This is a genomic window from Amycolatopsis sp. NPDC051071 (assembly GCF_040682875.1).
Classification (GTDB): domain Bacteria; phylum Actinomycetota; class Actinomycetes; order Mycobacteriales; family Pseudonocardiaceae; genus Amycolatopsis.
In genome coordinates, this window is record NZ_JBFBBY010000016.1 from 1 (window position 1) to 26533 (window position 26533).

Here is a 26533-nt window from a genome sequence, read left to right on the forward strand (position 1 = left end):
CCTCGGCTCAGCCGAGGGAAGGGGGCCTTCACGCGCCGTCCGCAAGTACAGGAAGGGGGCCTTCCTGTACCTAGGCGCAAGGAAGGGGGCCTTCCTGTACTGGGGAAGTTGTGCACGGCGCCGGTACCGAGAACTGACGTCAGGCCGCGCGGTAGGAGTCCAGTTCGCCCGCGAGCTCGTCGAACACCGCGATGTTGCATTCGAAGGCCACGATCGCCTCGTCGATCAGCCGCGCGCGTTCGTCCTCGTTCCACGGCGCCGAGTTCAGCTGTTCGCGGTAGTTGTCGCGGAATTTGGGCGCGCTGCCCAGCTGGTCGAAGTGGTAGAACAGTGAACCCGCCTCGGTCAGCTCGTACTTGCGTTCCAGCAGCCGCCGGATGACCTGGCCGCCGGCGATGTCGCCGAGGTAGCGGGTGTAGTGGTGGGCGACGAACCCGCCGGACCAGTCGGACGCCTCGGCCACCTGCCGCGCGTAGCGCTCGGTCGAGGGCAGCGGGCGGACGGTCTCACGCCAGTCCGGGCCGACGAGGTGTTCGAGGTCGCGTTCGAGGTTCGGCACCCGCAGCAGCTCGTCGAAGAGGAACTTGCCCGCCACCGGGTCCGCCGCCAGCTTGTCGCCTGCCCGCTCGATGGCCTGGTAGATGAAGTAGTACTGGATGGCCAGCCGGGTGTACCCCTCGACCGTGAGCTCGCCGCCGAGCAGCGCGTTCATGTACACGGAGTGGTTGGCCCGGTCGTGGGCGGCCATGGTGGAGGCGCGCAGGGTCGCGGAGAACGGCCCGGATGCGACGTCGGTGGTCACCGGCATGGACAGAGCCTCCAAGCATCGATCTGACATGCTGTCAGAAAGAGCGTAAGGCACAACCGGGGGTTAGGCTACCCTAATTCGCAGGTTTTTCCGTCATCCCGACCGCTCTGAGGACGAACCGGACGGCCGCCTCGATGGCGTCGTCCAGCCGCTCGGGTGGTACGTCGACGACCTGGCGGCTACCCAGCGCGGCCGTGATCATCGGGATCAGCACGTCGGGGTCTTCTTCCGGCACTCCCTCGGCGAGAATCTCGCGGAGTTGAGCCGTGATGGGATCGGCGTGCGCGCTGATCCGCCGGTAAGCGGCGGGCGCCAGCGCGGACGCGAGCGCCGTCCCCGGCGGCAGGTGGTACTCGGCCAGCACCCGCAACTGAAGCCGGACGAAGATCGAAAGCTTTCCGACCGGGGTGTCGGCGGTCTCGACGGCCGCTGTCAGCCGTTCGACGTAGCGCGTCGCCTCGTCCTCGACGAAGGCGACCAGCAGGCTTTCCTTGTCGGGGAAATGGTTGTACATCGCCGTGCGGCCGAGGCCGGCTTCGGCGGCGACACCGGCCAGCGTGATCGCGTCGAAACCGCGCTCGTACAGCTGCCCGCGCAGGACGTCGAACACCCTGCTGCGGACCTCGCGCCGGTGCTCCTCCAGCGACCGGCCGATGATCTTGGGCAAGAGCCACCTCCTGGGTGACCAGCTTAGTGGTCGGTTTCGGAAGTCCTTCGGGGTTTCGACGGCCCAGCTTCCCGCTGGACGTACGACCGAAAGGCCCGAGTACAACCCGGTACGAGGACCTTCCGGCCACACACCCAGCGGAAACCTGGATCCGCCGACACCCACGAAGGACCTCCGAAACCAACCACTTAGGTCTCGAGCGACCAGGTGTGCACCGGCGTCTCGGTTGCCGACAGCTCCAGGTACCGGCCCAGCATCCGGTTCAGCGCGGTCTCCCGCTCCGCGCCGCGCTCCTCCGCACGCAGGACGTACTCCCGCTGCCACGCCGCGCCGGTCCGCCTGGTCAGGCAGCGTTGCTCGATGATGCCCAGATAGCGCTCTCTCGCCTCATCCGAAACATCCGAACGGCGTAACCCCTCGTGGGCCAGCGGCAACAGGACGCGCAGCACCAGCTCGTCCGGTGGGATCCAGCCGATTCCCGGCCAGTACAGCTGCGCGTCGAAACCGCGCCGCGCCCCGGCGTACAGGTTCTCCTCGGCCGCCTGGAACGACATTTGTGTCCACACTGGACGGTCGGCTTCGGCCAGCGCCCGCTGTGCGCCGTAGAAGAAGGCGGCGTTCGCGACCATGTCGACGACGGTCGGTCCGGCAGGCAGCACCCGATTCTCCACCCGAAGGTGTGGCAGACCGTCGACGACGTCGTACACCGGACGATTCCAGCGCCAGACGGTTCCGTTGTGCAGACGCAGCTCGGTCAGCTTCGGTGCCTGGCCGGAGTCGAGTGCTTCGATCGGGTCCTCGCTGTCGGTTTCGGGCAGCAGACCGGGGAAATACCGGACGTTCTCCTCGAACAAGTCGAAGATCGACGTGATCCACCGCTCGCCGAACCACACCCGCGGCCGCACGCCCTGGTTTTTCAATTCCTCCGGCCGCGTGTCCGTGGCCTGCAGGAACAGCGGGATCCGCGTTTCGTGCCAGAGTGCCTTGCCGAGCAGGAACGGCGAGTTCGCGCCGACCGCGATCTGCACGCCCGCCAGCGCCTGCGCCGCGTTCCAGTGTGCCGCGAACTCCTCCGGCGCGACCTGCAAATGCAGCTGCACCGAGGTGCAGGCGGCCTCGGGCAGGATCGACTCGGAGTAGCTGCGCAACCGCTCCGGCTGCCTGCCCGGCAGCGGTGCGCCCTCCATCGAGAGCACGGTGCGCTCGCCACGCGCGGCGAAGATCCGGTCGTTGAGCAGGGAATACCGGGCGTTGTTGGTGAGCCACTTCTGGTCGAAGTGCTCATGCCGCAGGGTGGGAAGGATGCCGATCATCGCCAGCGAGGCGCCGGATTCCTCGGCCTTGCGGGAGGCCGCGCTCAGATACGAGTGGAGGTCGTCCTCCAAATGCAGTGCGGACTCGCCTGCCAGCGGCCGCGGCGGCACGTTGAGTTCCAGGTTGTGCTGGCCGAGTTCGGTGGTGAACGACGGATCGTTCAGCGCTTCGAGCACCGCCGTGTTCGTCATCGACGGGCGCAGCTCCGGATCGACGAGGTTGAGTTCGACCTCGAGCCCGATGTTCTTGCGAGGGAAGGAAAAACTTCCATCGGTGAGCATGCGGGCCAAAGTGTCGAGGCAGCGCTGGACCTTCCGCCGGTACCGTCCGCGATCTTGCGGTTTGAAGTGGTCCGCCGAAAGATCCTTGCCCATGTTCGTCGAGCTCCTCATCGGCCACGCTCCGCGGGGTTCCAGGCGGGACTGCCAGGCGGCCCAACGGTTTCACGCATCGCCGTCGTCCGGCTAGCGGCCAAACTGGTGCTCTCTGTCACTAGAAGTTAACTTACAGCAAAATACCTGCGTTCGTACCACCCGCCGATGGACGATTGGACGAGCAAGGCGCCCGACGGGGGGATGACACACTCTCCAGGTGGCTGAATTGATCACCATCGACGACTCCGGTGACCCCCGGCTCGACGATTTCCGCGACTTGTCCACAGCCGATCGGCGGCCCGATCGGCCGGGCGGGCGCGGCCTGGTCATCGCCGAAGGCGCCGTCGTGGTGGAGCGCCTTCTCAAATCCCGGTACCCGGTACGCGCGCTTCTCGGGGTGGAGCGGCGATTCCGGGAATTGAGCGACGAACTCGACGGCGTCGACGTCCCCTGTTATGTGACTTCGGCGGAAATGATGGCCGACGTCGTCGGCTTTCACCTGAATCGCGGAGTGCTCGCCGTCGCGGACCGGCCCGTTCCGGCGCCGGCGGTCGAAGAAATCGTCGACGGCGCGCGTGTGCTCGCGATCCTCGAAGGTGTCGGTGACCACGAGAATCTCGGTTCCTTGTTCCGCAACGCGGCCGCGCTGGGCGTCGACGGGATCCTGCTCGGCGCCGGTTGTTCGGATCCGCTGTACCGGCGCGGCGTGCGCGTTTCGATGGGGCACGTCCTGCGTGTCCCGTTCGCCACGTTCGATTCCTGGCCAGGCGATCTCGAACTGCTGAGGGAAAACGGGTTCCGTATCGCGGCCCTCACCCCGCGTGCGGATTCCGTTTCGCTGCGGCAGTTACGTGACCAGACGCCGGAGAAGGTCGCGCTGATGCTGGGTGCGGAAGGTGCGGGCTTGAGCGAGGAGGCCATCGCCGCCGCCGATCTGGCCGTGCGGATCCCGATGCCGGACGGCGTCGATTCGCTGAATGTCGCCACGGCGGGTGCGATCGCGTTCTACGAGACGCGTCCACCGCTATCGTGAGCATCCGGGCGAACACGGCAAGGGGAGAACCCATGGAATTGCGGATCCGTGAGGGACGCGCGGTGCTGGCCGGACCGGGCGGCGAAAGCGCGAGCGAGGTGGACCCGCACTCCTTGGCGATCGGTTCGGACCTCGCTCAGGCGCTGCACGAATGGGCACGCGTGGCGTCCGCCGTCGGCTCCACCGCCCGCCCCGGCGAGTCCGGCGCGGCCGCCTCCGTGGTTTCCCGGCGAGGCCGCCAGCTCGCGCTGCGGGTCGCCGCCGCGATGGGTACCTCGGTCCGTTTCGTCGACCCTGTCTCCGGTGACGGCGTCATCATCGACCCGCCGAAGCCCGCGCCCCGCAGCGAACTCGCGCGGCGCCTCTTCGGCGTGCCGGATCCCGCCGGTGAACCGACCCCGTGGCTGACCGGTCTGACCATCTCCGCGTTCGTCGCGTCCGTGGTCGTCGTGGCGATGCTGGCGCTGGCCAACACCCTCGCGCGCGAGACCAACGGCTGGCTGGCACTGCTCGCGTCCGTCGTGGTGACCGGTGGGATCACGCCGTCGCTGTGGCTCGCGCGGCGGGTGGCGATCGTGCGGTGGGCGTCCTTCGGTGCCGCCGCGGGGATCGTGATCGCGTGGATCGGCGTGCTGATCGTGGTGTTCTAGGGCGTGCCCGATGATCCGCTGAGGGTGCGGCCGGACGTCGACGTCGACTGGGCCGAGACCGCCCTGATCGTCACCGGCGCGTAGTGCCTCGTGGCGCCGAAAACGCTGATCGCGCAGGTCCCTGGACGCACGTAATGGCCCCTCCGCCGGAAGGGGCCATTACGTGCGAATTCAACCTCGTTGCGATCGGACGCCCAATAAGACGTCTTCCCAGGATGGAACGATGGGGTGGTTCTTCTTCCCCTTCGCCCTCGGGGCGGGTTCGGCCACTTCTTCCGGCTCGTCAGCCGGAAGTGGTGACTCGACATCTTCTTCGGGCTCCGCGATCGGCGCGTCGATTACCTTCGCGACGGGTTCGGCTGGAGTCGAATCAAGAGTGGGCTGGACTGCCGGTTCCTTGCCGGGATCCAGTGCCCGGACCGTGCGCGGGGCGCGGTAGGCGTTGGGGTTGAGCAGGACTTCGGCGTTCTCGTCGAGGGCCTGCACGGTGCCACCGTGTGCCCCCGGCGCGAACGACCAGTGCGCGCGGTTGTCCGAACGGCCTGCCTTCCAGCACAGCACGACAACCCACTTGCCGTCGTCGCCGCGCCAGGAGTCCCAGGTCGCCTGGCTGTAGTCGTGACCGCGGAGACCGAAGGAGTGAGCCATGACTTCGCCGAGCGTCTGCACGTCGGGGCCGTCTTCACGGATCGGGTGCGCGCGCTGGGCCAGCTCGGCGGTACGCGAGCGCTCGAGCAGGACCGGATACGCGAACCGCTCGACACGCTGCACCGTGACGCCGGCGCCGCTCGCGACCTGCTCCACGGACTCACCGGCCCGGATTCGTGCCTGGATCTCGCGTGGCCGCATTTGGCTCTCCAACTCGATCTCGATCTGGCCGAGGCGGGTGATGTCACCCCTCGCCGCCGCTCGCAGCCTCTCGTCCGCGGGGAGCAGGAAGCGCGTGCGGCTCGCCGGGTCTTCGCACACGATGGACTTACCGTCCTCGTGTAGCCCGACCACCCGTAGCGCTCGCATTCTTGCCTCCCCTGCTCTTCACCTTTGTGGGTGTGCACGCTAATACGGCGCGTCGCCTTGACGTGAGAGGCGCGCCGATGTCATGTGTCCTGCTCACTATTTTGATCCTGGCGGCAAGTGAATTCTGTCGGAGCACTCCGCGGCTCGCAGAGTGACGCGCCGGACACGCACCGTCACGATCGGGGGAATCTACGGCAGCCGCACCCGGACGACCAGCCCGCCGCCCCGGCCGCCCGGTTCCGCCTCCGCCGCCCCGCCGTGTGCCTGCGCGATGGAGCGGACGATCGACAGCCCGAGCCCGGCGTTGCGCGAGTCGCCGGTCCGGTCACCCGAAAGGCGCCGGAAGGGCTCGAACAGCGCGGGGACGGCGTCCAGCGGCACCTGCGGCCCGGTGTTGCGTACGACCAGCGCCGGATCGCCGCCGATGTCGACGTGGATCCAGCCGCCCTTGCGGTTGTAGGTGATGGCGTTGTGCACCAGGTTCGTGACCAGGCGTTCCAGTAGTACGGGGTCGCCGGAGACGGTCCGCCGCCGGAGCCGTGACTCCACCGTCACGCCCGCTTCCTCAGCCATGGCCGACGCGGAACGGATCACCGTCGCCGCGACCTCGTCCAGCCGGACGGAGGTGCGCGTGGCCAGACCGCGATCACTGCGCGCGAGCACGAGCAGGCCCTCGATCATCCGTTCGCTGCGTTCGTTGGTGTAGATCAGATGCTCGCCGAGTTTCTTCAGCTCCGGGCTGACGGCGGGATCGGCCATCGCGACCTCGACGAGGGTGCGCTGCACCGCGAGCGGCGTCCGGAGTTCGTGGGAAGCGTTGGCGACGAAGCGTTTCTGGCTGTCGAACGATACGGCGAGCCGGTCGAGCATGCCGTCGAAGGTGTCGGCGAGCTCCTTGAGTTCGTCGTCGGGGCCGTCGAGGTTGATCCGCCGGTCGAGGTTCTCCACTTCGAGTTTCCGCGCTGTCGAAGTGATCGCGTGCAGTGGCCGCAGTACCCGGCTCGCCATCAGCCAGCCGAGTAATACGGCGATCGCGCCGGCGATCGCCAGTGCCACCAGTGACTGCCACAGGAGGGTCGACAGGACGTCCGACCGGTACTCGCCGATCGAGGACGCGACCAGCTGGGTGGCTTCGACGCGCTCGGCGGGCAGGATGGTGGTCGTGTCCATCGGGTACGCCGGGCCGCGCTGGAGCATGGCACCCGCGGCGCTGTCGGACGCGAACGCCGCCGTATCCGGCAGCGACGTACTCACCAGCAGGTAGTTGACGATCAGCAGGGCCAGCCCCACGAGCAGGAACGCCCCGCCGTAGAGCGCGGTCAGCTTGGTGCGGACCGAAAGCCGGAGCGGTTTCACGGCCCGAACCGATATCCGGCGCCGGGTACGGTCTCGATCAGCGGCGGTTCACCGAGTTTGCGCCGCAAGGTCATCACGGCCACCCGGACGGCGTTCGTGAACGGATCCGCGTGCTCGTCCCACGCTTTGTCGAGCAAATCTTCCGCGCTGACCACGGCCCCTTCGGCGCGCATGAGCACCTCCAGCACCGCGAACTCCTTGGGGGACAAGGGCAGGAACCGGCCGTCGCGGGAAGCCTGGTGCCGGGGCAGGTCGAGGACGACGCCGCCGCGTTCCAGCACCGGCGGCAGCGCCGGCCGCGCGCGCCGGGACAGCGCCTGCACCCGCGCGACGAGTTCGGCGAACGCGAACGGTTTCGTCAGGTAGTCGTCGGCGCCGAGCCCGAGACCGGCGACCCGGTCGTCGACGTCGGCGGCGGCCGTCAGCATCAGCACCCGCGCCTCACCGCCGGTCTTGAGCACCGCGGCGCAAACGTCGTCGCCGTGCACGATCGGGAGATCCCGGTCGAGCACGACGACGTCGTAGCCGTGCACCCCCACCCGGTCCAGCGCCTGTTCGCCGTCGTAGCAGACGTCGACGGCCATGGAGAACCGTCGCAGGCCCTCGGCGATCGTGTCCGCCAGCAGCCGTTCGTCTTCCACTACCAGCACTCTCACCAGGTCAGTCTGCCCCGGGTGGGGGTAAGCGCGGGATAAGCGTGGTTCAGCCGGTGGTGCGGGTTCGGGTTGCGGCCCGTTGCCGCCCCGTGGCGCAGCCTCGGCGCACGCGCCGCCAATGTGGCATTGGAGACGCTCAACGTCCCCAATGCCACATTGGGGGCGTTCGCGTGACTCTGCCCCGTTGTCTTGAAGGCCTCCTTTGAGACGTTCAACGTCTCAAAGGAGGCCTTCAAGACACCGCTCGAGCGCGCCTCGTCACTCAAGAGAGTCAAAGGCGGCAAATAGATCCGACCTCTGTTCCGCTGACTGGGACGGTAAGCACTGCATAAGCGACTTCGCTTACCGCCCCGGAATCGCTCGCTCCGTAGAAATCGAGGCGTCAAGACGACCGAAGGAGCAGCGATGCGGAAACGATCGATGGCGACACTGATCGCCGGAGCGGTCTTCGCGCTGGTGGCCGGTTGCGGTGGCGGCGGGGACGGTGGCGACAAGGTCGCGTCGATCTCGACCCCGCCGGCCGACGGCAGCGGCGCGGGCGACGGGAACCAGGCCGACAACGTGTCCGACGAGGACAAGATGCGCAACTTCGCGAAGTGCATGCGCGAGCACGGCATCGACATGCCGGACCCCCAGGCCGGCGGCGACAAGCAGAACACCATCTCCCTCGGCAGCGCCGACGGTCAGATCGACGAGAAGAAGATGAAGGCCGCGGACGAGGCGTGCCGGAAGCTGCTGCCCAACGGCGGCGAGATGAAACCGCCGTCGCCGGAAGAGCTCGACAAGATGCGCAAGGACGCGAAGTGCATGCGCGAGCACGGCATCAACTTCCCGGACCCCGACCCGGGCGGCAAGGGCGCCGCCTTCTCGATGGACGAGAGCGATCCCAACAAGTTCGAAGAGGCGGCCAAGGCCTGCGGCATGGGCATGAGCATGAGGGCGGCCCCGGCGAAATGAGTGAACACGAAGGGCCCGGCGGTGTCCGGCGTTCGCGCCGGGCGCGCTGGTTCATCATCGCGGCGGTCCTCGTCGTCGTGGCGGGGACGATGTCGGTGGTCGTGCTGACCAGGGTGACGTCGGAAGCCCAGCAGGTCGGGCAGGCGCCGCCACCGGTGGAGACCGCGAAGGTCGAGAAGACCGATCTGCGGGAAGAGGAAGAGGCGAACGGAACCCTGGGCTACGGCGTGGAAAACGCCCTCGCCGGCCGGAAACAGGGCACCATCACGTCGCTTCCGGACGCGGGTGCGGTGCTCACCCGGGGCAAGGCGGTGTACGGCGTCGACGCCAAACCGGTGCCGTTGTTCTACGGCACGTTGCCGTTCTTCCGTGACCTCGCGGACGGCGCGACCGACGGCCCGGACGTCAAGCAGCTGGAAGAGAATCTGAAGGCGCTCGGCTTCGGCGGTTTCGGCACGCCGGACAAGAAGTTCACGTCGGCCACCGCCGCCGCGATCAAGAAGTGGCAGAAGTCGCTTGGCTTGGAGCAGACCGGAGCCTTCGGCCAGGGCGACGTCGTCCTCGCACCCGGTGAGATCCGGGTTTCGCGGGTGGCCGCGCAGCTCGGCGGCCCGGGCGGTGGTGAATTGCTGAAGTACACCGGCACCGAGCGCCTCGTCGAGGTCAAGCTCGACGCCGCCAAGCAGGCCATCGCCAAGGCGGGGGACAAGGTCGGGATCGACATCACCGGCGGCAAGACCACGACCGGTGTGATCACCGAGGTCGGCAAGGTCGCGGAGACCGGAAAGGACGCCGCCGGGCAGGACGACGGCAAGCCGAAGATCAAGGTGAAGATCAAACTGGACGATCCGGCCGCGGCGGGGTCGCTCGATTCGACGCCGGTCTCGGTGCGGTTCACCAAGGAAGTCCACAGTGGAGTGCTGGCGGTCCCGGTCGGGGCGCTGCTCGCGCTCGCCGAGGGTGGATACGCCGTCGAGGTCGACGAGGGCGGCAAACGGCGCCTCATCGCGGTGAAGACCGGCCTGTTTTCCGGCGGCCGTGTCGAGGTCATCGGGACCGGCCTCGCCGACGGGATGCGGGTGGTGACGACGTCATGACCCCGGTCTTGGCCGTGCACAACGCCTCACGTACCTATCCCGGCGGGGTGCGCGCACTGCACGAGGTGACACTGTCCATTGAGGACAGAGAGATGGTCGCCATCCTCGGGCCGTCCGGTTCGGGTAAGTCCACGCTCCTGCAACTGATGGGCACCCTCGACCGGCCGACCAACGGCGTCATCGAACTACGCGGGCACGACGTCGCGAAACTGCCGGACCGCAAGCTTTCCGCGTTGCGCTCACGGTGGATCGGGTTCGTGTTCCAGCAGTTCTTCCTCAGCGAGGGGGTGAGCGCGGTCGACAACGTCGCCACGGGACTGCTGTACGCGGGCGTGCCGCGGCGAAAACGGCGTGAGCGCGCGCTGGTGGCGCTCGACCGGGTCGGCCTCGCGCACCGGGCGTCGCATTTCCCGAACGAGCTTTCGGGTGGGGAGCGGCAGCGGGTGGCGATCGCGCGGGCGGTCGTCAACTCGCCGTCGATCCTGCTGGCCGACGAGCCGACCGGGAACCTCGACACGGGTAACGGCGCGGCGATCCTGAACCTGCTCGCCACGTTGAGCTCGCAGGGGACGACGGTCGTGATCATCACGCACGACCGGGAGATCGCGGCCGGCATCCCTCGGCGGATCGAGTTGCGTGACGGCCGGATCCGGCTCGACACCGGGACGGGGGTGCTGGTGTGAGCGCACCCGTCCTCGACAAGGTGCCGACGCCGGCTCCTGGCAGGCTCGGCCCGCGTGATGTGCTGACCCTCGGTGCGCACGGGATGCGGACGCGGCCGATGCGGGCGGTGCTGTCCGCGCTCGGCATCGGGATCGGGATCGCCGCGATGGTGGCGGTGCTCGCGATCCCGGCGTCGGGTGCGAAGGCGTTGCAAGACCGGCTGGCCGCGCTCGGCACGAACCTGCTTTCGGCCGGGCCGGGCAAGACGATGTTCGGCGGCGACGCCACGCTGCCGGACAGCGCGGTGCCGATGGCGAAGCGGATCGCCCCGGTGACGGCGGCGTCCGCGACCGGGAGTACCAGCGGGACCGTGCGGCGCACGGACAAGATCGCCAAGGACGAGACTTCCGGGCTGTCGGTGCTCGCGGCGACGCCGGATCTGCTCGACGTCGTCGGCGGTTCGGTCCGCGCCGGGCAGTTCCTCCGTGACGCGACCCGCGACTATCCGGTCGTCGTGCTCGGCTCGGTCGCGGCCGCGCGGCTCGGGATCGACCACATCGACCAGGCCGAACCGCCGCAGGTGTTCATCAACGGGCAGTGGTTCACCGTCGGCGGGATCCTCGGCCCGATGCCGCTCGCGCCGGAGATCGAGCGGTCGGTGCTGGTCGGCTGGGACGTGGCGAAGCGGCTTCTCGGCTTCGGAGGGCATCCGAGCACGGTGTACGTCCGGGCGAAGGACTCGCAGGTCGAGAACGTCCGCGCGGTGCTCGCGCAGACGATGAACCCGGAGGCACCCAACGAGGTCGAGGTGCTTCGCCCGTCGGAGGCGCTGGAGGCGCAGAAGCTGACGGAGGACACCTACAGCGCGCTGTTCCTCGGGCTCGGCGGCGTGGCGCTGCTCGTCGGCGGGGTCGGCGTGGCCAACACGATGGTGATCTCGGTGCTCGAACGGCGCCGGGAGATCGGCCTCCGCCGTGCGCTCGGTGCGACGAAACGGCAGGTGAGAGGCCAGTTCCTGGCCGAGTCGGTGCTGCTGTCCGGACTCGGCGGGATCGCCGGGGTCCTGGTCGGGGTGCTGGTGACGTCCGGGTATGCGCTGAGCCAGGGCTGGCCGGCGGTGCTCCCCTTCGGTGCCCTGCTCGGCGGTGTCGGGGTCTCGGCCCTGGTCGGTGCCGTCGCCGGGGCCTACCCGGCAATGCGCGCGGCCCGGCTACCGCCGACCCAGGCCCTGGCCTAGCCCGTTTCCTGGCCCGCGTTTCGTCCTCTGGTTGCGGTAGTTCGTACCGCCGACTACCGCAACCAGAGGACTACTTGCGGGGTAGCGGTGGGTAACCTCGCCGGGTGCTGGTGGGATTGTCGGGGCGGAACCTCGTGGGGGCGCTTCTCGCGCTCGAAGTCGTCGTGGTCGCCGTGTTGTTCGCGCTCAAGGTGTTCGACGGCCAGGACCTCGAGGTCTACATCGGCGGCGCTCGGCTGCTCGTCGACTCCGGCGACCCGTACAGCGCCTGGGTGCAGACGCACGGCGGCCCGCTGCCTTTCACCTACACGCCGTTCGCGGCGGCGGTGTTCCTGCCCGGCACGCTGCTGTCCGCCGCGCTGGCGACGCGGCTGGCCGGGCTCGCGACGATCATCGCGGGCGGGATCGTCGTCTACCTCTTCGTGGCGACACTCAACGGTTCGCTCACCGACCGGTCCGACGTCCGAGGCCGCGCCGTCGCGGTGCTCGTGGCGATCGGGGCGCAGGCCGTCGGCGGGTTCATGGAGCCGGTCCGCTCGACGCTCGGCTTCGGCCAGGTCAACACCCTGCTGATGCTGATGGTCGCCCTCGACGCCCTGCTCCCGGGACGCGCGCGCACCAGGGGACTGCTGATCGGCGTCGCCGCCGCGATCAAGCTGACGCCGGCCGTGTTCATCCTGTTCTTTTTGTGCCGCAAGGACTTCCGCTCGTCCGCACGGGTTGTCGCCGGATTCCTCGGCGCCGGTCTGCTGATGTTGCTGACGGCGCCGGGCGCGTCGGCGAAGTTCTGGACGAACATCCTTTTCGACACCAGCCGCATCGGCGATCGCGGCTACGTCGGCAACCAGTCGCTGAGGGGCATGCTCGCGCGGTTCGGGCTCGGCTCGGCGGAGGACGTCGTCTGGCTGCTGGCCGCTTTCGTGGTCGTCGCGCTCACCGCGTTCGTCATCGTGCGGGTCGCCGAACCGGTGCTTGCGCTGGCCGCTTGCGCCGTCGGCGGACTGCTGGTCTCGCCGGTTTCCTGGACACACCACTGGATCTGGTGCGTGCCGATCCTCGCGCTGCTGTGTTACCTGGGCGCGCGGGGAGATCGGGCGCTGTCGGTCGTCTCGTACGCGCTCGCGGTGGTGACGGCGGTGCTGTTCGTCGTCGCGCCGATGTGGCTGGCGCCGCGGCCTGCCGGGAGTTTCGGCTGGTGGCTGGCTACGGAGTCTTTCGTCCTGTACGGCCTTCTGCTGCTGCTCTTTTTCGCCCTGGTAGCGCGTGAAGGCCCCCTTCCCTCGGTTGGTCACTCAAAACCTCAGCCGAGGGAAGGGGGCCTTCACGCGCGAAAAGTGTCCTAGCCCAGCCGCTCGACGACGTACTCGATGCTCTGGGTCAGCTTCGTGATGTCGTCCGGGTCGATGGCCGGGAACAAGCCGACGCGCAGCTGGTTGCGGCCCAGCTTCCGGTACGGCTCGGTGTCGACGATCCCGTTGGCGCGCAGCACCTTCGCCACCGCCGAGGCGTCCACCTCGTCGTTGAAGTCGATGGTGCCGACGACCTGCGAACGCAGTGACGGGTCAGTGACGAACGGCGTCGTGTAGCTGGTCTTCTCGGCCCATTCGTACAGGCGGGTCGAGGAGTCGCGGGTGCGCGAGGTGGTCCATTCGAGCCCACCGCCCGCGTTCATCCACTCGATCTGGTCCGCCAGCAGGAACAACGTCGACACCGCCGGGGTGTTGTACGTCTGGTCCTTGCGAGAGTTGTCGAGCGCGGTGGTCAGCGACAGGAACTCCGGGATCCAGCGGTCGCTCGCGCCGATCTCGCCGATGCGCTCGACCGCGGCAGGCGAGGCCAGCGCGATCCAGAGGCCACCGTCGGAGGCGAAGGACTTCTGGGGCGCGAAGTAGTAGACGTCGAAGTCTTCGGCCTTGACCGGCAGGCCACCCGCGCCGGAGGTGGCGTCGATGGCGACGAGCGCGCCTTCGCTGCCTTCCGGGCGGCGGACCGGCACCGCGACACCGGTCGACGTCTCGTTGTGCGCCCACCCGACCAGGTCCGCACCGGCTTCGTAAGCGATCTCGGGTGCGGTGCCCGGGTCGGATTTGACGACGATCGGGTCGGCGAGGAACGGGGCACCCTTGGTCACCGTGGCGAACTTCGAAGAGAACTCGCCGTAGGTGAAGTGCTGCGAGCGTTCCCGGACGAGGCCGAACGCGGCGGCGTCCCAGAATGCGGTCGTGCCGCCGTTGCCGAGGACCACTTCGTAGCCTTCGGGCAGGGAGAACAATTCGGACAGACCCGCACGCACGCGGCCGACGAGGGACTTCACCGGCTTCTGACGGTGCGAGGTGCCGAGGTAGGTGGCACCGGATTTCGCCAGGTTGGAGAGCTGCTCGGCGCGGACCTTGGACGGTCCGCAACCGAAGCGGCCATCGGCAGGCTTGAGGTCCGCGGGGATGGTCAACTCAGGTGCGTCGGTCATGGGCCCAGTCTCTCAGGTCGGGATGGGCCTGCTGACAGTTGGTGCCGTGAGTCCGGCATGTGGGAACGCCGGTCGTGTACCCGGTCGTGGCGACCGGCGGGTAGCTTCTCGCTTCATGGCGACAGTGCACGAAAGATTCCCGGTGCCCCCCGAGGCGTTGTGGCAGGCCCTCCCGAACGGGGTCACCGCGGTCAACGGGCAGAACCCGTACTACGACTCGGCCGGCGGCTACGTCACCTTCTCGACCAAGCTCGGCTTCTTCAGCTACGGGCAGACGGTCACCGTGAAGGTGGAGCGGACCCCCGAGGGCGCGGGGCTGGCGATCCAGACGAGCCTGAAGTTCGGTTTCGTCGACTGGGGCGAGGGCAAGCGCATCGCGCGGAAGTTCATCGCGGGCGTCGGCGCGGCCGTCGGGCACACCCCGGCCGCCTGATGCCGAAACCCTGGAGCCCGCGGTGGGGCTTCCTGTTCCTGTACTTCCTCGTCTTCGGGGTCCACTACTTCTTCTTCGTCGGCGCCCACGCGCTCTTCGGCGTCTGGGACGAGACGATGACGATCGGCGCGATCGTCGGTTTCGCCGGGGCGCTCGTGCTCGTGTTCGTCCCCGGCCTGCCGAGCTGGGTGCACGGCGACTCCCCGGGAGAGGTCACCGCGCCGAAGACCCGCCAGTGGTGGACGGCGCTGCGGCTCACGATCCGGCGTCGTCAAGGCGTCCTCGACGTCCTGCTGGGTCCCTGGACACTGGTCACCGCCACGCTGACGCCGGACGCGGACACCACGCGAGGGTGGGCCGTCGTCGGCGGCGACCCGGCGAAGTTCGTCATCGAGGACTGCACTGACGAACTCGCCAGGTCGCTCCGGGAACGTCGGCGGATGTGGGTTGTCGGCGACGCCCACTACGGCGATGTCCTGGTGTGCGCCGACGGCGGCCGCGAGTTCGCGACCGCCACTTTCCGGATTCGCTAGCGCCAGCCGCCGGGATCGACGCCGCCCGGGATGGGTGCCGCCCGGTCGTACGGCGTGCGCGAGAAGATGAACGTCGCGAGGTCGAGGTGGTTCGGCTTCCCGGTCGCTTCACGGCCGACCCGCAGCGTCTCGCCGGCGTAGTAACCGTCGAGCCCGGTCCAGGTGTCGTCGCCGAGCGGCGTGAACCGCGACGCGCGGCCGGGGCCGTCGACAGGCGCGAGTGAGAGCAGGCCGTCCGGGAGCAGCCGCAGGTGGTACGGCGTCGGGCCCCAGTGCCAGAGCCCGGTCAACTCCAGCAGCTTCAGATCCACAGTGGACGGTTGCCATTCCGCGGGAAGGTTCGGCTCGTGCTGTTCGGTCAGCGTGATCAGGTCGAGGCACAGCTGCGTGATGCCGACGCCTGCCGTCGAGTTCGTCAGTACCAGCGCGCCGATACCGGAGTTCGCGTCGATCAGCGAGCAGGCGAGGAAGCCCGGCATCGACCCGGTGTGCCCGGCCAGCCGCCTGCCCTGCGTGCGCACCAGCATGACGCCGAGGCCGAAGCCGGTGCTCCAGGTGTCGCCGTCGTCGACGGTGACCATTTCGCGCATCTCCGCGACGGTCTCCGGGCTCAGTACGTCACCGGTGTGGCCGCCGAGGAACGCCGTCCAGCGGGCGAGGTCGGTGACCGTCGACCACAGCTGCCCGGCGGGGGCCATCGCGCCCGCGTCCGGTGACGGCTCCGGCAGGAGGACGTCGGCGAAGGGGTGCACGGCGAACCCGCTCGCGTGCGCGCCTTCGGGATGCGGCGAGGTCCGGTTCATCCCGAGCGGGGTGAGGATCTCGGCGCGGACGACGTCGAGCCAGGACTGCCCGCGGTAGCGGGAGACCAGCTCGCCGAGCACGCCGTAGCCGACGTTGCTGTAGTGGAACCGGCTGCCGGGGCGGTGCCGCGTCGCGCCGTCCTTGAGGCTTGCGACGAGCGCGTCCCAGTCGCCGCCCACCGTGCGCTCCCACCAGGAACCGGGCGACTCCGCGGTCAGACCGGAGGTGTGCGAGAGCAGCTGCGCGATGGTCGCCTTGCCGAAGGCGGTGCCGGGGAGGTGCTGTTCGAGGGGGTCGTTGAGGTCGAGCTTGCCTTCGTCGCGAAGGCGCATGACGGCCGTCGCGACGAGTGTCTTGGTGATCGACCCGAGCCGGTATTGCGTGTCGTCGTCCGGCGTTGCGCCGTCGACGCGGCCACGCGCCCCTGACCAGGCGATTTCGCCGTCGCGGACGACGGCGGCGACGAGGGACGGTGCGCGGCACGAGGATTGCTCGTGGGCGAGGCGGCGAAGCAGCGCCAATGCGGTCGTGGCAAGCATGCCCCGCATTCTGCCTAGCCGAGCAGGCCCAGTCGCATGGCGGTGGTCACGGCGGCCGTCCTGTCCGAAACATCCAGTTTTCCGAACGTCCGCAGCAGATGGGTCTTGACCGTCGCCTCGCTGATGTGGAGCGCGCGCCCGATGTCGGCGTTCGTGCTTCCCTGTGCCACGAGTCGCAGGACCTCGATCTCGCGTGCCGACAACGGCGACGGCGTCGGATTGCGTACCTGGTTCACCAGTTTCCCGGCGACCGAAGGCGCCAAAACCGTCTCGCCGCGCGACGCCGCCCGAATCGCTCCGGCCAGCTCCGTGCGCGAAGCGTCCTTCAGCAGGTACCCGGACGCGCCTGCTTCGACCGCGCGCAGGATGTCCGCGTCCGTCTCATAGGTGGTGAGCACGACGACCCGCTGTGACGGCCGCTCGGTGAGGATCTTCCGGGTCGCGCCGACGCCGTCGAGACCGGGCATCCGCAGGTCCATCAGGATCACGTCGGGCTGCTTGACCCGGCTCAGCGCGACGGCCTCGTCGCCGGAGCCCGCTTCGCCGATGACGCTCAGATCCGGCTCGGCCTCCAGCATGCCGCGCAGGCCTTCCCGCACCACGGGGTGATCGTCGACCAGCATGATCGTGATCACGCGGGCACCTCCAGTTTCACTGTCGTCCCCGCACCGGGCCGACTCTCCAGTGTCACGATGCCACCGACCTGATCCGCCCGCGCTCGCATCCCCGTCAGGCCGAACCCGCCGGTGGGTTCGGCGGGGTCGAAACCCGCGCCGTCGTCGATCACGCTGAGCCGGACCCGGCCGTCCACAACGGACAAACGGAGCGAAACCTTGGTGGCGCGGGAATGTTTGCGGATATTGCTCATCGCCTCCTGCGCCCCGCGCAACAGGACGACCTCGGTGGCCATCGGCAGCGCGGGCAGGGGGCCGGCGACCTCGAACGTCGTCGCGATCCCGGCCTCCTCACGCAGCCGCTCGGCCTGACGGCGCACGGCGTCCTCCAGCGAACCCGAAGCCAGTGCCGACGGCTTCTCCGCCGCGACGATCGCCCGTGCCTCCGCCAGGTTCTCCCGCGCCGTCCGCGCGGCCAGGTCCAGATGGCGCCGGGCGGCCTTCGGATCGGTGTCCCACTCGGACTCGATGGCCTGGGTGAGCGTGACGATGCTGGTGAAACCCTGCGCCAGCGTGTCGTGGATCTCGCGGGCCATCCGCTCCCGCTCGGCGGCCGTCCCCGCCTCGCGGGAGAGCCGGGAGACCTCCGCCTGACTGGCTTCCAGCTGATCGATCAGCTCGGCCCGCGCCTTGCTCTCCTCGATGATCTGGCTGGTGAAGCGGCCGGCCAGCAGACTGAAGATGACCAGGATCGCCGTCATCGGCAGCAGGACGCGCAGGATCGGATCTTCAAGGCCGCCTTGGATGATCGCCGACGCCGGGCCCATCAGCACCGCGGCCGTGGTGAGGATCGACGCGGCCTTCGTCGACATCGTCATGTACAGCACCGGGCAGACCAGGAACAGGATGAAACTCGAGGTTCCCGCCGCGAAGATGGCGCCGGCCAGCAGGATCATCAGGGTGCCGATGAACAGCCACGGCGTCTCGTAGTCCCCGCGCCCCTTGATGAGCCGACGGCCCCGGACGAGGTAGGCCACGACGATACCGGTGAGGCAGACCACCGCGACCGTCTTGTTGGCGGTCGCGCCGTCTTCGAGGACGACCAGCGCCGTCGTCGCGAGGTAAGCGATGCCGAAGAGGACTTCCCAGAGCCAGTAGAACCGCTCCCAGGCGTTCATTTGCTTTCGTTCGACCAGCGGAACGTCAGCTTCGCCAGCAGCAGCCCCGCCACACACCATGCCCCCAGCACCAGAGCCACCATCGGAAGTTCCCATGTCCCCGCCATTTCCTGCGCCGACGCCTCGGCCGGCAGGAACACCGAGCGGAAGCCCTGGCAGATCCACTTCACCGGGAAGAACGAAGCGATGTCGACCATAACCCTCGGCAGGTTGGTGATCGGCGTGACGAACACCCCGGAGATGAACTGCAGTGCGATGTAGAGCAGGTTGGCCACCGCCACCGTGCCGCTGACCGATTTGGTCACCGAGCCCAGCGCGATACCCAGGAGCGTGCAGCAGGTGATGGCGAGCAGGAAGACCCACAGCGCGGTCAGCAGTTTCATCGGATCGGTGGGCAGGCTCAGGTCGAACAGCAGGCTGCCGACGATCGACATCAGCACGACCTGGGCGACACTCGAAACACCCACCAGGATGATCTTGCCGATGAAGTAGGACGCGGCGGGCATCGGTGTGCCACGCAGTCGTTTCAGCGCCCCGGCCTCCCGGTCGGACGCGAGGCCGATGCCGATGCTGTTGAACGACGTCGACACGATGCCAGAGCCGATCATGCCCGCCGCCAGCACTTGGCCGGTGGTGATCGCCGTGCCCGGCATCGAGGAGTTCAGCATCGAGCCGAGCAGGACCATCAGCAGGGAGGGGAAGGCGAAGGTGAAGACCACCTGTTCCCGGATGCGGAAGAACTGCCGCAGCTCGGCGGCGCCCCGGATCAGGCCGAGCGACAGGGTGCCGGGGAGTTTGCCCTGGGTCAGCGTGGTCATCGAGCTTCTCCGATCAGGTCGAGATAGGTCTCTTCGAGGGTGGGCCGGTGGACGGTCAGCTCCGACGGCTCGCGGCCGTCGGCGGAGAGCTCGCGGATGAGCTTGGCCGGGAAGTGGGTCCGTTCCTGGTGCTCGCCGAGCTCGTCGGCCCAGCGGACGGTGGCCTCCGCGGTCGCGCGGCCGCCCAGCGTCTGCGGCGTCCCCTCGGCGACGATCCGGCCGCGGGCGATCACCGCGACCCGGTCGGCCAGCGCCTCGGCCTCGTCCAGGTAGTGGGTGGTGAGCAGGATCGTGGTGCCCTCGTGGGCGAGACTCTGGATCAAGCCCCAGAACTGGCGCCGGGCCGCCGGATCGAACCCGGTCGTGGGCTCGTCGAGGAACACCAGCTCGGGACGCCCGATGATGCCGAGCGCGACGTCGACCCGGCGACGCTGCCCGCCGGACAGGCTCTTGACGCGGGCACCGGCCTTCTCGGTCAGGCCGACCTTCTCGATCACCTCGTCGACGTCACGGGGATCCGGGTAGTAACGGGCGAAGTGCCGGACGGTCTCGGCGACGGTGAGCTCGGCGGCGTCGTTGGCCGTCTGCAGCACGATCCCCAGCTTCGCCCGCCAAGCCCGGCTCGCCTTGCCGGGATCTTCGCCGAGGACGTCGACCTCGCCGGACGTCCGGCGGCGGTGTCCCTCCAGGATCTCGACCGTCGTCGTCTTGCCCGCGCCGTTGGGCCCGAGCAGCGCGAACACCTCGCCCTGCTCGATGTCGAGGTCGAGGCCCTCGACGGCCAGGTGGCCCGGGTACTCCTTGCGCAACCCGCGCACCTTCACTGCGGTTTTCATACGTTGATCGTGCTTCGCGGGACGGGGTGCGCGGGACGTCCGCAGGACTGAACCCGGTTGTCAACCGATCGATGGACACCGGTGTCACCGCCAGGTTCTTTCCTCGGGGTGCCACCGCCCCGCCGGAGGCTCGTCCCGCAGCAGTGGAGTGATGAAGACGTCCGCGAGAACGTGTACGCCTTTGAGCGTCCGAAGCTCGTTGGGGAGTTCAAGGACACCTTGAGCGGCCTTGCGATAGCCTCCTGTCCAGGAATGAGGATCCGGCGCCGCGAACCTGCCGGGCAGTTCCAGCACCATCCCGCGTTTCCGGCGGCGGGCGACCTCGTCGTGCAGGATCCCGTGCGTCTCCTCGCCCGACATCGGCGTCTTCAAAGCGAATAGTGCGAGATCCACAAGATCTTTGTAGCGCGTGGATGGATTTCGCCGGATTGTGTGGCGCTCGTACATCGCGCAGATCTTTTCCGCGACGTGGTTTTCGATCGGAACATCCGCACCTCCGGCCACGGGGCGCAATGGCTCTCGAACGGTGGTTTCAGCGGTTCGGTGGTGATGGTTCCGCGTGGCGTTTGCCCGGAGGTGACGACGTCGACGGGGACCCGGTAGCCGAGGCTCGCGTTCTCGAACATCGCCATGAACACCACTTTGCGGGTCGGGCGTTCGATATGGGTTTGTTCGGAGGTGCTGAGGTGGGAGAACCAGATGGCGTCGTCGAGGCGCAGCGCGGCAGCCGTCTTGAGCGCTTCGACCGCGGCGATGGTGGAGTCCTCTGTGGACAACAGGTCGACGTCGGTGGAGTAGCGCGCGGCAGACCAGCGCACGAGCAAGGCTTGCCCGCCTTTGAGCACCCAGTTCGAGGCTTCGTCGCCATGGAATACCCGGGCGATCAGCCGTCGATGAAAGTGCAGCTGTAGCAGTTCACCGGCCGGAATACCGGTCTTCGATGCGCTGTTCTTCGCTCGGCTCTTCTGGGAGTCGAGATAACCGCGCGGTGTACTCGGACGTTGCGATGGCATGCGCGGCATCGTCGCGTGCCATGGCAAACCCGTTGGAGTAGGTGCTCTTCGCTAGATTTCCCGCTCCGCAAGTTCAAGTGCGCGTTCGGTGACCGCGGCGGAGCGCGGCGGAGCCGGGCGGTGGGCGAGCCTCGTGACCGTGGTGCCGACCTTGGCGAGTAGCTGCTCGAGCAACGCTTCGCCGTCACCGGGACGGCGGATGCCGTAGCGCAAGGCGTAAGGGCCGATGCGCTCCGCCAGTTCGTCCAGGCGAACCAGGTTCGCTTCCACGGCTTCAAGGATGATCGTGCCGACATGACTGCCGTCGATGTGCTGGTCCAGCAGGTCGCGGATGGTGCGCGGCGCGGTGGTGACGGGAAGTCCATCGACCAACGTGACATCACCGGCGGTCAGCGTGGCGGTCCTGAACCGTATGTCCGGGTCTCGGCTGGTGCGACGGCGTGGTGTCGTCAGGACTATCCGGTCGTTGACGAGTTCGCCGAGCCCGTGCAACCGGGCGGCGGACTCGTGTGAGACCACCCCTCCGTCCGGATCCAGAGGTGGCCGCTTCCATGCGGGTTCGGCGGCGTTGAGCAGCAGCCAGGCTGCCTGCTCTTCCCTGGCTTCGGTCATGACGGCGATAGTGGCCGCGTAGACGCCGTGACGGATTCGGTCGAGGTGACCGGCCTTCTCCAGACGATGCAGCGTGACGCCGTCAATGCCGACATCTTTGGCCTGTCGGGAGGTGACCATGCCCCACTGCGCGCTCGTGAACGCGCCGAGCAGCTCAAGCGCGTCACTCATCTTCATGCAGCAAAGTTTACACGTCGATGCAGCGATAGTTACACTCAAGTGCAACTATCGCTGCATCGGAGTCAAAAGGGTCCGGACTGAGGTTTCAAGGGAAGGGACCAGGGCGGCCGGATCGGCCGCGGTGAGCATCCGGTTCGCGTAGCCGTCGGAAAGGGCGAGGACGGCGTCGGCCAGGTCGGAGGCCGCGAGGTCGTCGCGGACGTGTCCTTCGGTCTGGGCCTTCTCGACGTACTCCGTCGTGATCTTCTGCAGGTCGTCGTAGCCGGTGCGGATGAACTCGGCCCAAGACGGCAGGACGGCGGCGCGTGCGGTGAAGGCGTTGATCACGATCACCTCCGCGCGGCGCTGCTCGTCGAGGGGCATCGCCTCGATCAGCAGTCGTACCAAGAGATCCAGCAGGTTTCCCGATTGATCGAGGGTATTCCAGCGCTGCTCCAGTAACTCACTCGTCATGTCGAGCGCGAAGCGGAACAAATCTTCCTTGGTGGAGAAGTACTTTTGCACCGCGCCCGCCGAGACTCCGGCCTCGGTGGCGACCGAGCGCACGCTGACGGCCTCGACGCCTTCGCGCGCGACGATGCGTAAGAGGGCGCTGGCGATGTCTCGACGGCGCTCGGCCCGGTCCACGATCTTCGGCACTGGCGCATCTTCCCCTTCGTCGGCTGGGTGGGGTGACAGGGACTGTCGTGCGTGACTGTGTGGTTTGCGGATCATCCAACGCGCCGAAATCCACACGGTCGCCCGATGAAGTCCGGCCACTCACGACGACGTGGACTCCTTGCCTGGCAAGCGCCTTTAGAATACATTCGTATCCGAAAAGGGGGTACTGGGGTGGACGAAGTCGCACAGAAGAGGCGGGCGGAGGCGAATCGGCTCGCCGCCGCGTTGACCAAAGGGCCGGCGGAGGTGCTCGATTTCCTCCTGCCGATCTGGGTGGGGAGCCAGCTCGGCGCGTCGGCCGCCGAGGTCGGCGCGCTCACCGCGCTGGAGACGCTGGTGTCGTTCGTGGTGCGGCCCATCGCGGGCTCGCTCGCCGACCGGTACGACCGCGGCAGGCTGGCAGCGGCCGGAGCCGTCCTGTATGGACTGTCCTTTGTGCTCTACGCCGTCACGCCGGGGATGGGGATCGCTTATCTGGCCGCTGTTCTCGGTGGCGCGGGTGGCGCGTTGTTCTGGGTCGCGTTGCGAGCCCGCGTGGGTGAAGGGCTCGCCGAGGACGACGCCGCGTTCAGCAAACTGTTCGCTGCCGAGGGTGGTGGCACGTGGATCGCGTTCGTGGCCGGGCTGACCGCGATCGCCTGGATCGACTACCGGGGCGTGTTCTGGCTCGGCGCGGTGGCTTGTGTGGTGGCCGCGGTGGTGTTGCTGACCGCGAAATCCGCGCCGGTGCGCGAGGAGGGCGCACCACGTTTTCTTCAGCTGGGACGACGGATGCGGCCGATGCTCGCGCTCGTCGCGTTGACCGTGCTGGCCGAAGCCGGGGTCGCGCTTCTGCTCCTGCTGCACCTGCAACGCGGGTACCAGCTGAAACTCGGCGAGATCGCCGCCGTGTTCATCCCCGGCTTCATCGTGTACAGCTTCTTGCCGGACTACCTCCACGGCTTTGTCCGCAAGGTCGGCCGGACCCGGGTGCTGTCGCTGGCGATGGTGTCGAGTGCGACCTTCGCCGTCGGACTGTCCTTCGCGCCCAGCCCGTGGGTGCTCGCGGTCATGTGGATCCTGTCCGCGGCGGCGTTCGCGGCGGCCATCCCGGTCGAACAGGCGGTGGTCGCCGAGGCGGCCGGGCTCAGCCTCGGCCGGGCGATGGGGATCTACGAGAGCGCGGCGTTACTCGGAGCGACGATCGGGACTTTCCTGGCAGGCCGGCTCTACGGCTCCGACGCCGGCTGGCGCATCGCGTGCTTCGGCGCGGCGGCGCTTTTGCTCTTCGGATCGTTCGTGGTTCGTGGCGCCGTACGGCGGGTCGGAGTTGCGGAGTTTCCCGTGGAACCAGCGAAAACGCCGTCACAAAAGGAAAAACCGGCTTCCGGCATGATCGGGGAGGCCTCGCAAGCGGCCGAATCGGTGAAGGCCGATGCGAACAAGCGCGCGAACCCGCTCCGGAACTGGTCGCTTCACGCCGCGATCTACGTCCTCGCGCAGGGGGTTCTGGCGATCGCCGGCTACAGCTGGCCCGTCGAAGCTCTGTTCGGCGGACCGCATGACGCCGATTGGTACTGGAACTCGAGTGGTCACTGGCTGCTGAACCTCGGGCGGATCTGGACCTTCGTCTTCGTGATCGACACCGTGTGGTCGCTGGGCCGTACGGTGCTGAAAAAGCGGCCTTATTGACAGGTTGTCTAACATGACATCATGTCTCATACGTGGGTGACGGCCAGCGACGGTGTCCGCCTTTCGGTCCGGGTGACCGGTGTCGACGACGCGCCGACGGTGGTGCTCGTCCACGGTTACCCGGACAACGGCTCCCTGTGGGACGGCGTCGCCGCCCTGCTGGAACGCCACTACCGGGTCGTGGTCTACGACGTCCGCGGCGCGGGTCGTTCGGACAAGCCTTCGGGACGCGAGTCCTACAAACTGGACCAGTTGTCCAGCGACCTGGCTTCGGTGATCGACGAGGTCCAGCCCGAGGGCAAGGTCCACCTGCTCGCGCACGACTGGGGCTCCATCCAGACCTGGCATTCGGTCACCGGCGACAGGCTGCGCGGACGGCTGGCGTCGTTCACCTCCATCTCCGGGCCGAGCCTCGATCACGCCGGCGCGTGGTTCCGCGCGCAGCTGCGGCCGAGCCCGAAGCGGCTCAAGAACGCGCTCGCGCAGGGAACGCACTCGACGTACATCCTCGGCTTCCAGATCCCGCTGATCCCGCAGTTGCTGTGGCGCACCGGGGCGATGGGCGCGCTCATCGGCCGGATGGATCCGGCGGCCGCCGCTCCGTCCACATCGGACGGTCTGTACGGTCTCAACCTCTACCGCGCCAACATGTTCACCCGGCTCTCCCGGCCGCAGCCGCGTAAAGCCGAGATCCCCGTGCAGGTGCTCGCGCCCACCGGCGACAAGTTCGTCACGACGCCGCTGCAAACCGAGGTCGGACGCTGGGCGCCGGACCTCCGTGTCCGCCGGATCGTCGGCACGCATTGGGTGGTCCGGGAAAAGCCACAGGTGATCGCCGACGCCACCGCCGAACTGATCGACCACATCGAAGGCGGCGAAGAGAGCCGCGCGCTCAAACAGGCCAGGACAAAAGGTTTCGCGCACAAGCTCGTCGTGGTCACCGGCGCGGGCAGCGGGATCGGCCGCGCGACGGCACTCGCGTTCGCGGACAAGGGCGCCGACCTCGTCATCACCGACATCAACGGCTCGGCCGCCGCGGACACCGCGAAACTCCTGCGGGACAAGGGCGTCACCGTCGGCGAGTACACAGTGGACTCCTCCGACGCCGAAGCGGTCGAGAAGTTCGCCCAACAGGTCAAAGAGGAGTTCGGAGTTCCGGACATCGTCGTGAACAACGCGGGGATCGGCCTGTCCGGCCCGTTCCTCGACACGACGGTCAAGGACTGGGAACGCCTCATCGACGTGAACCTCTGGGGCGTCATCCACGGCTGCCGTGTCTTCGCCGAGCAGATGCGCGAGCGCGCCGAAGGCGGGCAGATCGTCAACGTCGCTTCGGCCGCGGCGTACCTGCCGTCGAAGATCCTTTCCGCCTACGCCACCACGAAATCCGCCGTGCTGACGCTCAGCGTGTGCCTGCGTGCGGAACTCGCCGCCGAGAACATCGGCGTCACCGCGATCTGCCCCGGCATCGTGAACACCAACATCACCAGCACCACGCGGTTCGTGGGCGTCGACGACGTCGAGCAGAAGCGGCGCCAGAAGTCGAGCAGCAAGCTCTACGCGAAACGCGGTTTCGGCCCGGAGAAGGTCGCACGCGACATCCTGCGAGCGGTCGAGAAAGACAAGGCGATCCAGCCGTCGACCCCGGAAGCCAAGGCCGCGCTCGTCCTTTCCCGGCTCACCCCCGGACTGCTGCGGGCCGCGGCGAAACTGGACGTCACCCCGTGACCTCCGCCAGACGGCCTCGCCGGATGACGCCGGAAGCACGCCGCGAGGACCTGATCCGCGCCGCGCTGGACCTGTTCGGCTCGCGTGCGCCCGAACTCGTCACGGTCGACGACATCATCGCGGCCGCCGAGGTTTCGCGGCCGCTGTTCTACCGGTACTTCTCAAGCCTGCGGGAACTGCAGGTCGAGGCGCTGAAGACGGTCACCGAAGGGCTCATCGACGGCCTCGCGGGGCTTGAGGAAGGCCCGCCAGAGGCGAGGCTGCGAGCCGCCGTCCGCGGGTTGGTCGACGTCGCCGACCATTACCGGGCGGGTTACGTGGCCCTGCTGCGCAGTGGTTCGGTGATCGCGACGTCGGAGACGGACGCGGCGATCGACGAGGTCCGCAACCGCGCCGTCGAACTGATCCTCGACGCGCTGGCGGTGTCGGAGCCCTCGCCCATGCTCCTGCTGACCCTGCGGTGCTGGACCGCCGTCGTCGAGGGCGCCCTGCTGAGCTGGCTTCAGGAACGTGCCGTGGCCCGCGAGCTCCTCGACGGGTGGCTGGTCGACCAGCTGACGGCCATGTTGGCGACGACCGCGAACCACGACTCCTCGGTCCCGCAGGTGTCATGAAAGG

General features: G+C 68.2%; 28 protein-coding genes. 12 read left to right on the forward strand and 16 right to left on the reverse strand.

The window, feature by feature from the left end:
- Positions 1 to 139 precede the first annotated feature (139 nt).
- The 3 genes from AB0M65_RS08060 to AB0M65_RS08070 form a co-directional block, all read right to left on the reverse strand.
- Positions 140 to 808: a biliverdin-producing heme oxygenase gene (locus AB0M65_RS08060; protein ID WP_364023273.1), complete on the reverse strand. Its 669-nt coding sequence runs from the start codon at positions 806 to 808 to the stop codon at positions 140 to 142.
- Positions 809 to 881: 73 nt separating this feature from the next.
- Positions 882 to 1475 carry a TetR/AcrR family transcriptional regulator gene (locus tag AB0M65_RS08065; protein ID WP_364023276.1) on the reverse strand — a complete coding sequence of 198 codons (594 nt, stop codon included), beginning with the start codon at positions 1473 to 1475 and terminating at the stop codon, positions 882 to 884.
- A 188-nt stretch (positions 1476 to 1663) separates the two neighbouring features.
- A complete protein-coding gene (locus tag AB0M65_RS08070; RefSeq protein WP_364023540.1) occupies positions 1664 to 3163 on the reverse strand; it encodes a glutamate-cysteine ligase family protein in 1500 nt (499 codons plus the stop codon).
- A 217-nt stretch (positions 3164 to 3380) separates the two neighbouring features.
- On the opposite strand from AB0M65_RS08070, the gene AB0M65_RS08075 reads away from it, so the two are divergent.
- Positions 3381 to 4196: an RNA methyltransferase gene (locus tag AB0M65_RS08075; RefSeq protein WP_364023279.1), complete on the forward strand. Its 816-nt coding sequence runs from the start codon at positions 3381 to 3383 to the stop codon at positions 4194 to 4196.
- A gap of 32 nt (positions 4197 to 4228) precedes the next feature.
- Entirely contained in the window at positions 4229 to 4846 is a 618-nt protein-coding gene (locus tag AB0M65_RS08080; RefSeq protein ID WP_364023282.1) for a DUF2537 domain-containing protein, read from the forward strand.
- 171 nt (positions 4847 to 5017) lie between these two features.
- Here the strand turns inward: AB0M65_RS08080 and sepH are convergent, their stop codons facing one another.
- The 3 genes from sepH to AB0M65_RS08095 form a co-directional block, all read right to left on the reverse strand.
- The gene (sepH, locus tag AB0M65_RS08085; RefSeq protein ID WP_364023284.1) at positions 5018 to 5863 is read right to left on the reverse strand and encodes a septation protein SepH; all 846 of its coding nucleotides are present in this window, start codon (positions 5861 to 5863) and stop codon (positions 5018 to 5020) included.
- Between the two features lie 189 nt (positions 5864 to 6052).
- The gene (locus AB0M65_RS08090) at positions 6053 to 7219 is read right to left on the reverse strand and encodes an ATP-binding protein (protein WP_364023287.1); all 1167 of its coding nucleotides are present in this window, start codon (positions 7217 to 7219) and stop codon (positions 6053 to 6055) included.
- Complete coding sequence (locus AB0M65_RS08095) at positions 7216 to 7875, reverse strand: response regulator transcription factor (protein ID WP_364023290.1); 660 nt, start codon at positions 7873 to 7875, stop codon at positions 7216 to 7218. The genes AB0M65_RS08090 and AB0M65_RS08095 overlap by 4 nt, the downstream gene beginning before the upstream one ends.
- Positions 7876 to 8280: 405 nt before the next feature.
- On the opposite strand from AB0M65_RS08095, the gene AB0M65_RS08100 reads away from it, so the two are divergent.
- From AB0M65_RS08100 to AB0M65_RS08120, 5 genes are all read left to right on the forward strand, one after another.
- The gene (locus tag AB0M65_RS08100; protein ID WP_364023293.1) at positions 8281 to 8832 is read left to right on the forward strand and encodes a hypothetical protein; all 552 of its coding nucleotides are present in this window, start codon (positions 8281 to 8283) and stop codon (positions 8830 to 8832) included.
- The gene (locus AB0M65_RS08105; RefSeq protein ID WP_364023296.1) at positions 8829 to 9929 is read left to right on the forward strand and encodes a peptidoglycan-binding protein; all 1101 of its coding nucleotides are present in this window, start codon (positions 8829 to 8831) and stop codon (positions 9927 to 9929) included. The genes AB0M65_RS08100 and AB0M65_RS08105 overlap by 4 nt, the downstream gene beginning before the upstream one ends.
- Positions 9926 to 10612: an ABC transporter ATP-binding protein gene (locus tag AB0M65_RS08110; RefSeq protein ID WP_364023299.1), complete on the forward strand. Its 687-nt coding sequence runs from the start codon at positions 9926 to 9928 to the stop codon at positions 10610 to 10612. The genes AB0M65_RS08105 and AB0M65_RS08110 overlap by 4 nt, the downstream gene beginning before the upstream one ends.
- Positions 10609 to 11829: an ABC transporter permease gene (locus AB0M65_RS08115; protein WP_364023302.1), complete on the forward strand. Its 1221-nt coding sequence runs from the start codon at positions 10609 to 10611 to the stop codon at positions 11827 to 11829. The genes AB0M65_RS08110 and AB0M65_RS08115 overlap by 4 nt, the downstream gene beginning before the upstream one ends.
- A 104-nt stretch (positions 11830 to 11933) precedes the next feature.
- Positions 11934 to 13172: a glycosyltransferase 87 family protein gene (locus tag AB0M65_RS08120; RefSeq protein WP_364023305.1), complete on the forward strand. Its 1239-nt coding sequence runs from the start codon at positions 11934 to 11936 to the stop codon at positions 13170 to 13172.
- On the opposite strand, the gene serC is transcribed toward AB0M65_RS08120, so the two are convergent.
- Positions 13169 to 14296: a phosphoserine transaminase gene (gene serC, locus AB0M65_RS08125; protein ID WP_364023308.1), complete on the reverse strand. Its 1128-nt coding sequence runs from the start codon at positions 14294 to 14296 to the stop codon at positions 13169 to 13171. The two genes, AB0M65_RS08120 and serC, sit on opposite strands and share 4 nt — an antisense overlap.
- Before the next feature lie 115 nt (positions 14297 to 14411).
- Here serC and AB0M65_RS08130 point away from each other — a divergent pair, with 115 nt between their 5' ends.
- Together AB0M65_RS08130 and AB0M65_RS08135 are read left to right on the forward strand one after the other, a co-directional pair.
- Positions 14412 to 14729 (forward strand): hypothetical protein, encoded by a 318-nt coding sequence (locus AB0M65_RS08130; RefSeq protein ID WP_364023311.1) that lies wholly within the window; start codon positions 14412 to 14414, stop codon positions 14727 to 14729.
- A complete protein-coding gene (locus AB0M65_RS08135; protein ID WP_364023314.1) occupies positions 14729 to 15262 on the forward strand; it encodes a hypothetical protein in 534 nt (177 codons plus the stop codon). The genes AB0M65_RS08130 and AB0M65_RS08135 overlap by 1 nt, the downstream gene beginning before the upstream one ends.
- Here AB0M65_RS08135 and AB0M65_RS08140 read toward each other — a convergent pair.
- The 9 genes from AB0M65_RS08140 to AB0M65_RS08180 all read right to left on the reverse strand — a co-directional run bounded on the left by AB0M65_RS08140 (position 15259) and on the right by AB0M65_RS08180 (position 22495).
- On the reverse strand, positions 15259 to 16605 hold the full coding sequence (locus AB0M65_RS08140) for a serine hydrolase domain-containing protein (protein WP_364023317.1): 1347 nt from the start codon (positions 16603 to 16605) through the stop codon (positions 15259 to 15261). The two genes, AB0M65_RS08135 and AB0M65_RS08140, sit on opposite strands and share 4 nt — an antisense overlap.
- Positions 16606 to 16619: 14 nt before the next feature.
- Positions 16620 to 17240: a response regulator transcription factor gene (locus AB0M65_RS08145; RefSeq protein ID WP_364023319.1), complete on the reverse strand. Its 621-nt coding sequence runs from the start codon at positions 17238 to 17240 to the stop codon at positions 16620 to 16622.
- A complete protein-coding gene (locus AB0M65_RS08150) occupies positions 17237 to 18397 on the reverse strand; it encodes a sensor histidine kinase (RefSeq protein WP_364023322.1) in 1161 nt (386 codons plus the stop codon). Before AB0M65_RS08150 ends, AB0M65_RS08145 begins: the two co-directional genes overlap by 4 nt.
- A complete protein-coding gene (locus tag AB0M65_RS08155; protein ID WP_364023325.1) occupies positions 18394 to 19215 on the reverse strand; it encodes an ABC transporter permease in 822 nt (273 codons plus the stop codon). The genes AB0M65_RS08150 and AB0M65_RS08155 overlap by 4 nt, the downstream gene beginning before the upstream one ends.
- The gene (locus AB0M65_RS08160; protein ID WP_364023328.1) at positions 19212 to 20051 is read right to left on the reverse strand and encodes an ABC transporter ATP-binding protein; all 840 of its coding nucleotides are present in this window, start codon (positions 20049 to 20051) and stop codon (positions 19212 to 19214) included. The genes AB0M65_RS08155 and AB0M65_RS08160 overlap by 4 nt, the downstream gene beginning before the upstream one ends.
- Positions 20052 to 20135: 84 nt before the next feature.
- Positions 20136 to 20498, reverse strand: coding sequence for a hypothetical protein (locus tag AB0M65_RS08165; protein ID WP_364023331.1), 363 nt, complete (start codon positions 20496 to 20498; stop codon positions 20136 to 20138).
- The gene (locus AB0M65_RS08170; protein ID WP_364023334.1) at positions 20420 to 21064 is read right to left on the reverse strand and encodes a nucleotidyl transferase AbiEii/AbiGii toxin family protein; all 645 of its coding nucleotides are present in this window, start codon (positions 21062 to 21064) and stop codon (positions 20420 to 20422) included. The genes AB0M65_RS08165 and AB0M65_RS08170 overlap by 79 nt, the downstream gene beginning before the upstream one ends.
- Positions 21065 to 21115: 51 nt before the next feature.
- Entirely contained in the window at positions 21116 to 21853 is a 738-nt protein-coding gene (locus AB0M65_RS08175; protein ID WP_364023336.1) for a type IV toxin-antitoxin system AbiEi family antitoxin domain-containing protein, read from the reverse strand.
- 48 nt (positions 21854 to 21901) lie between these two features.
- Positions 21902 to 22495 carry a TetR/AcrR family transcriptional regulator gene (locus AB0M65_RS08180; protein ID WP_364023339.1) on the reverse strand — a complete coding sequence of 198 codons (594 nt, stop codon included), beginning with the start codon at positions 22493 to 22495 and terminating at the stop codon, positions 21902 to 21904.
- Positions 22496 to 22687: 192 nt separating this feature from the next.
- On the opposite strand from AB0M65_RS08180, the gene AB0M65_RS08185 reads away from it, so the two are divergent.
- From AB0M65_RS08185 to AB0M65_RS08195, 3 genes are read left to right on the forward strand one after another with little or no spacing between them, the layout of a single operon-like run.
- A complete protein-coding gene (locus tag AB0M65_RS08185) occupies positions 22688 to 24187 on the forward strand; it encodes an MFS transporter (RefSeq protein ID WP_364023341.1) in 1500 nt (499 codons plus the stop codon).
- Between the two features lie 36 nt (positions 24188 to 24223).
- Positions 24224 to 25915, forward strand: coding sequence for an SDR family oxidoreductase (locus tag AB0M65_RS08190; protein WP_364023543.1), 1692 nt, complete (start codon positions 24224 to 24226; stop codon positions 25913 to 25915).
- 23 nt (positions 25916 to 25938) lie between these two features.
- The gene (locus AB0M65_RS08195; protein WP_364023343.1) at positions 25939 to 26529 is read left to right on the forward strand and encodes a TetR/AcrR family transcriptional regulator; all 591 of its coding nucleotides are present in this window, start codon (positions 25939 to 25941) and stop codon (positions 26527 to 26529) included.
- Positions 26530 to 26533 lie beyond the last annotated feature (4 nt).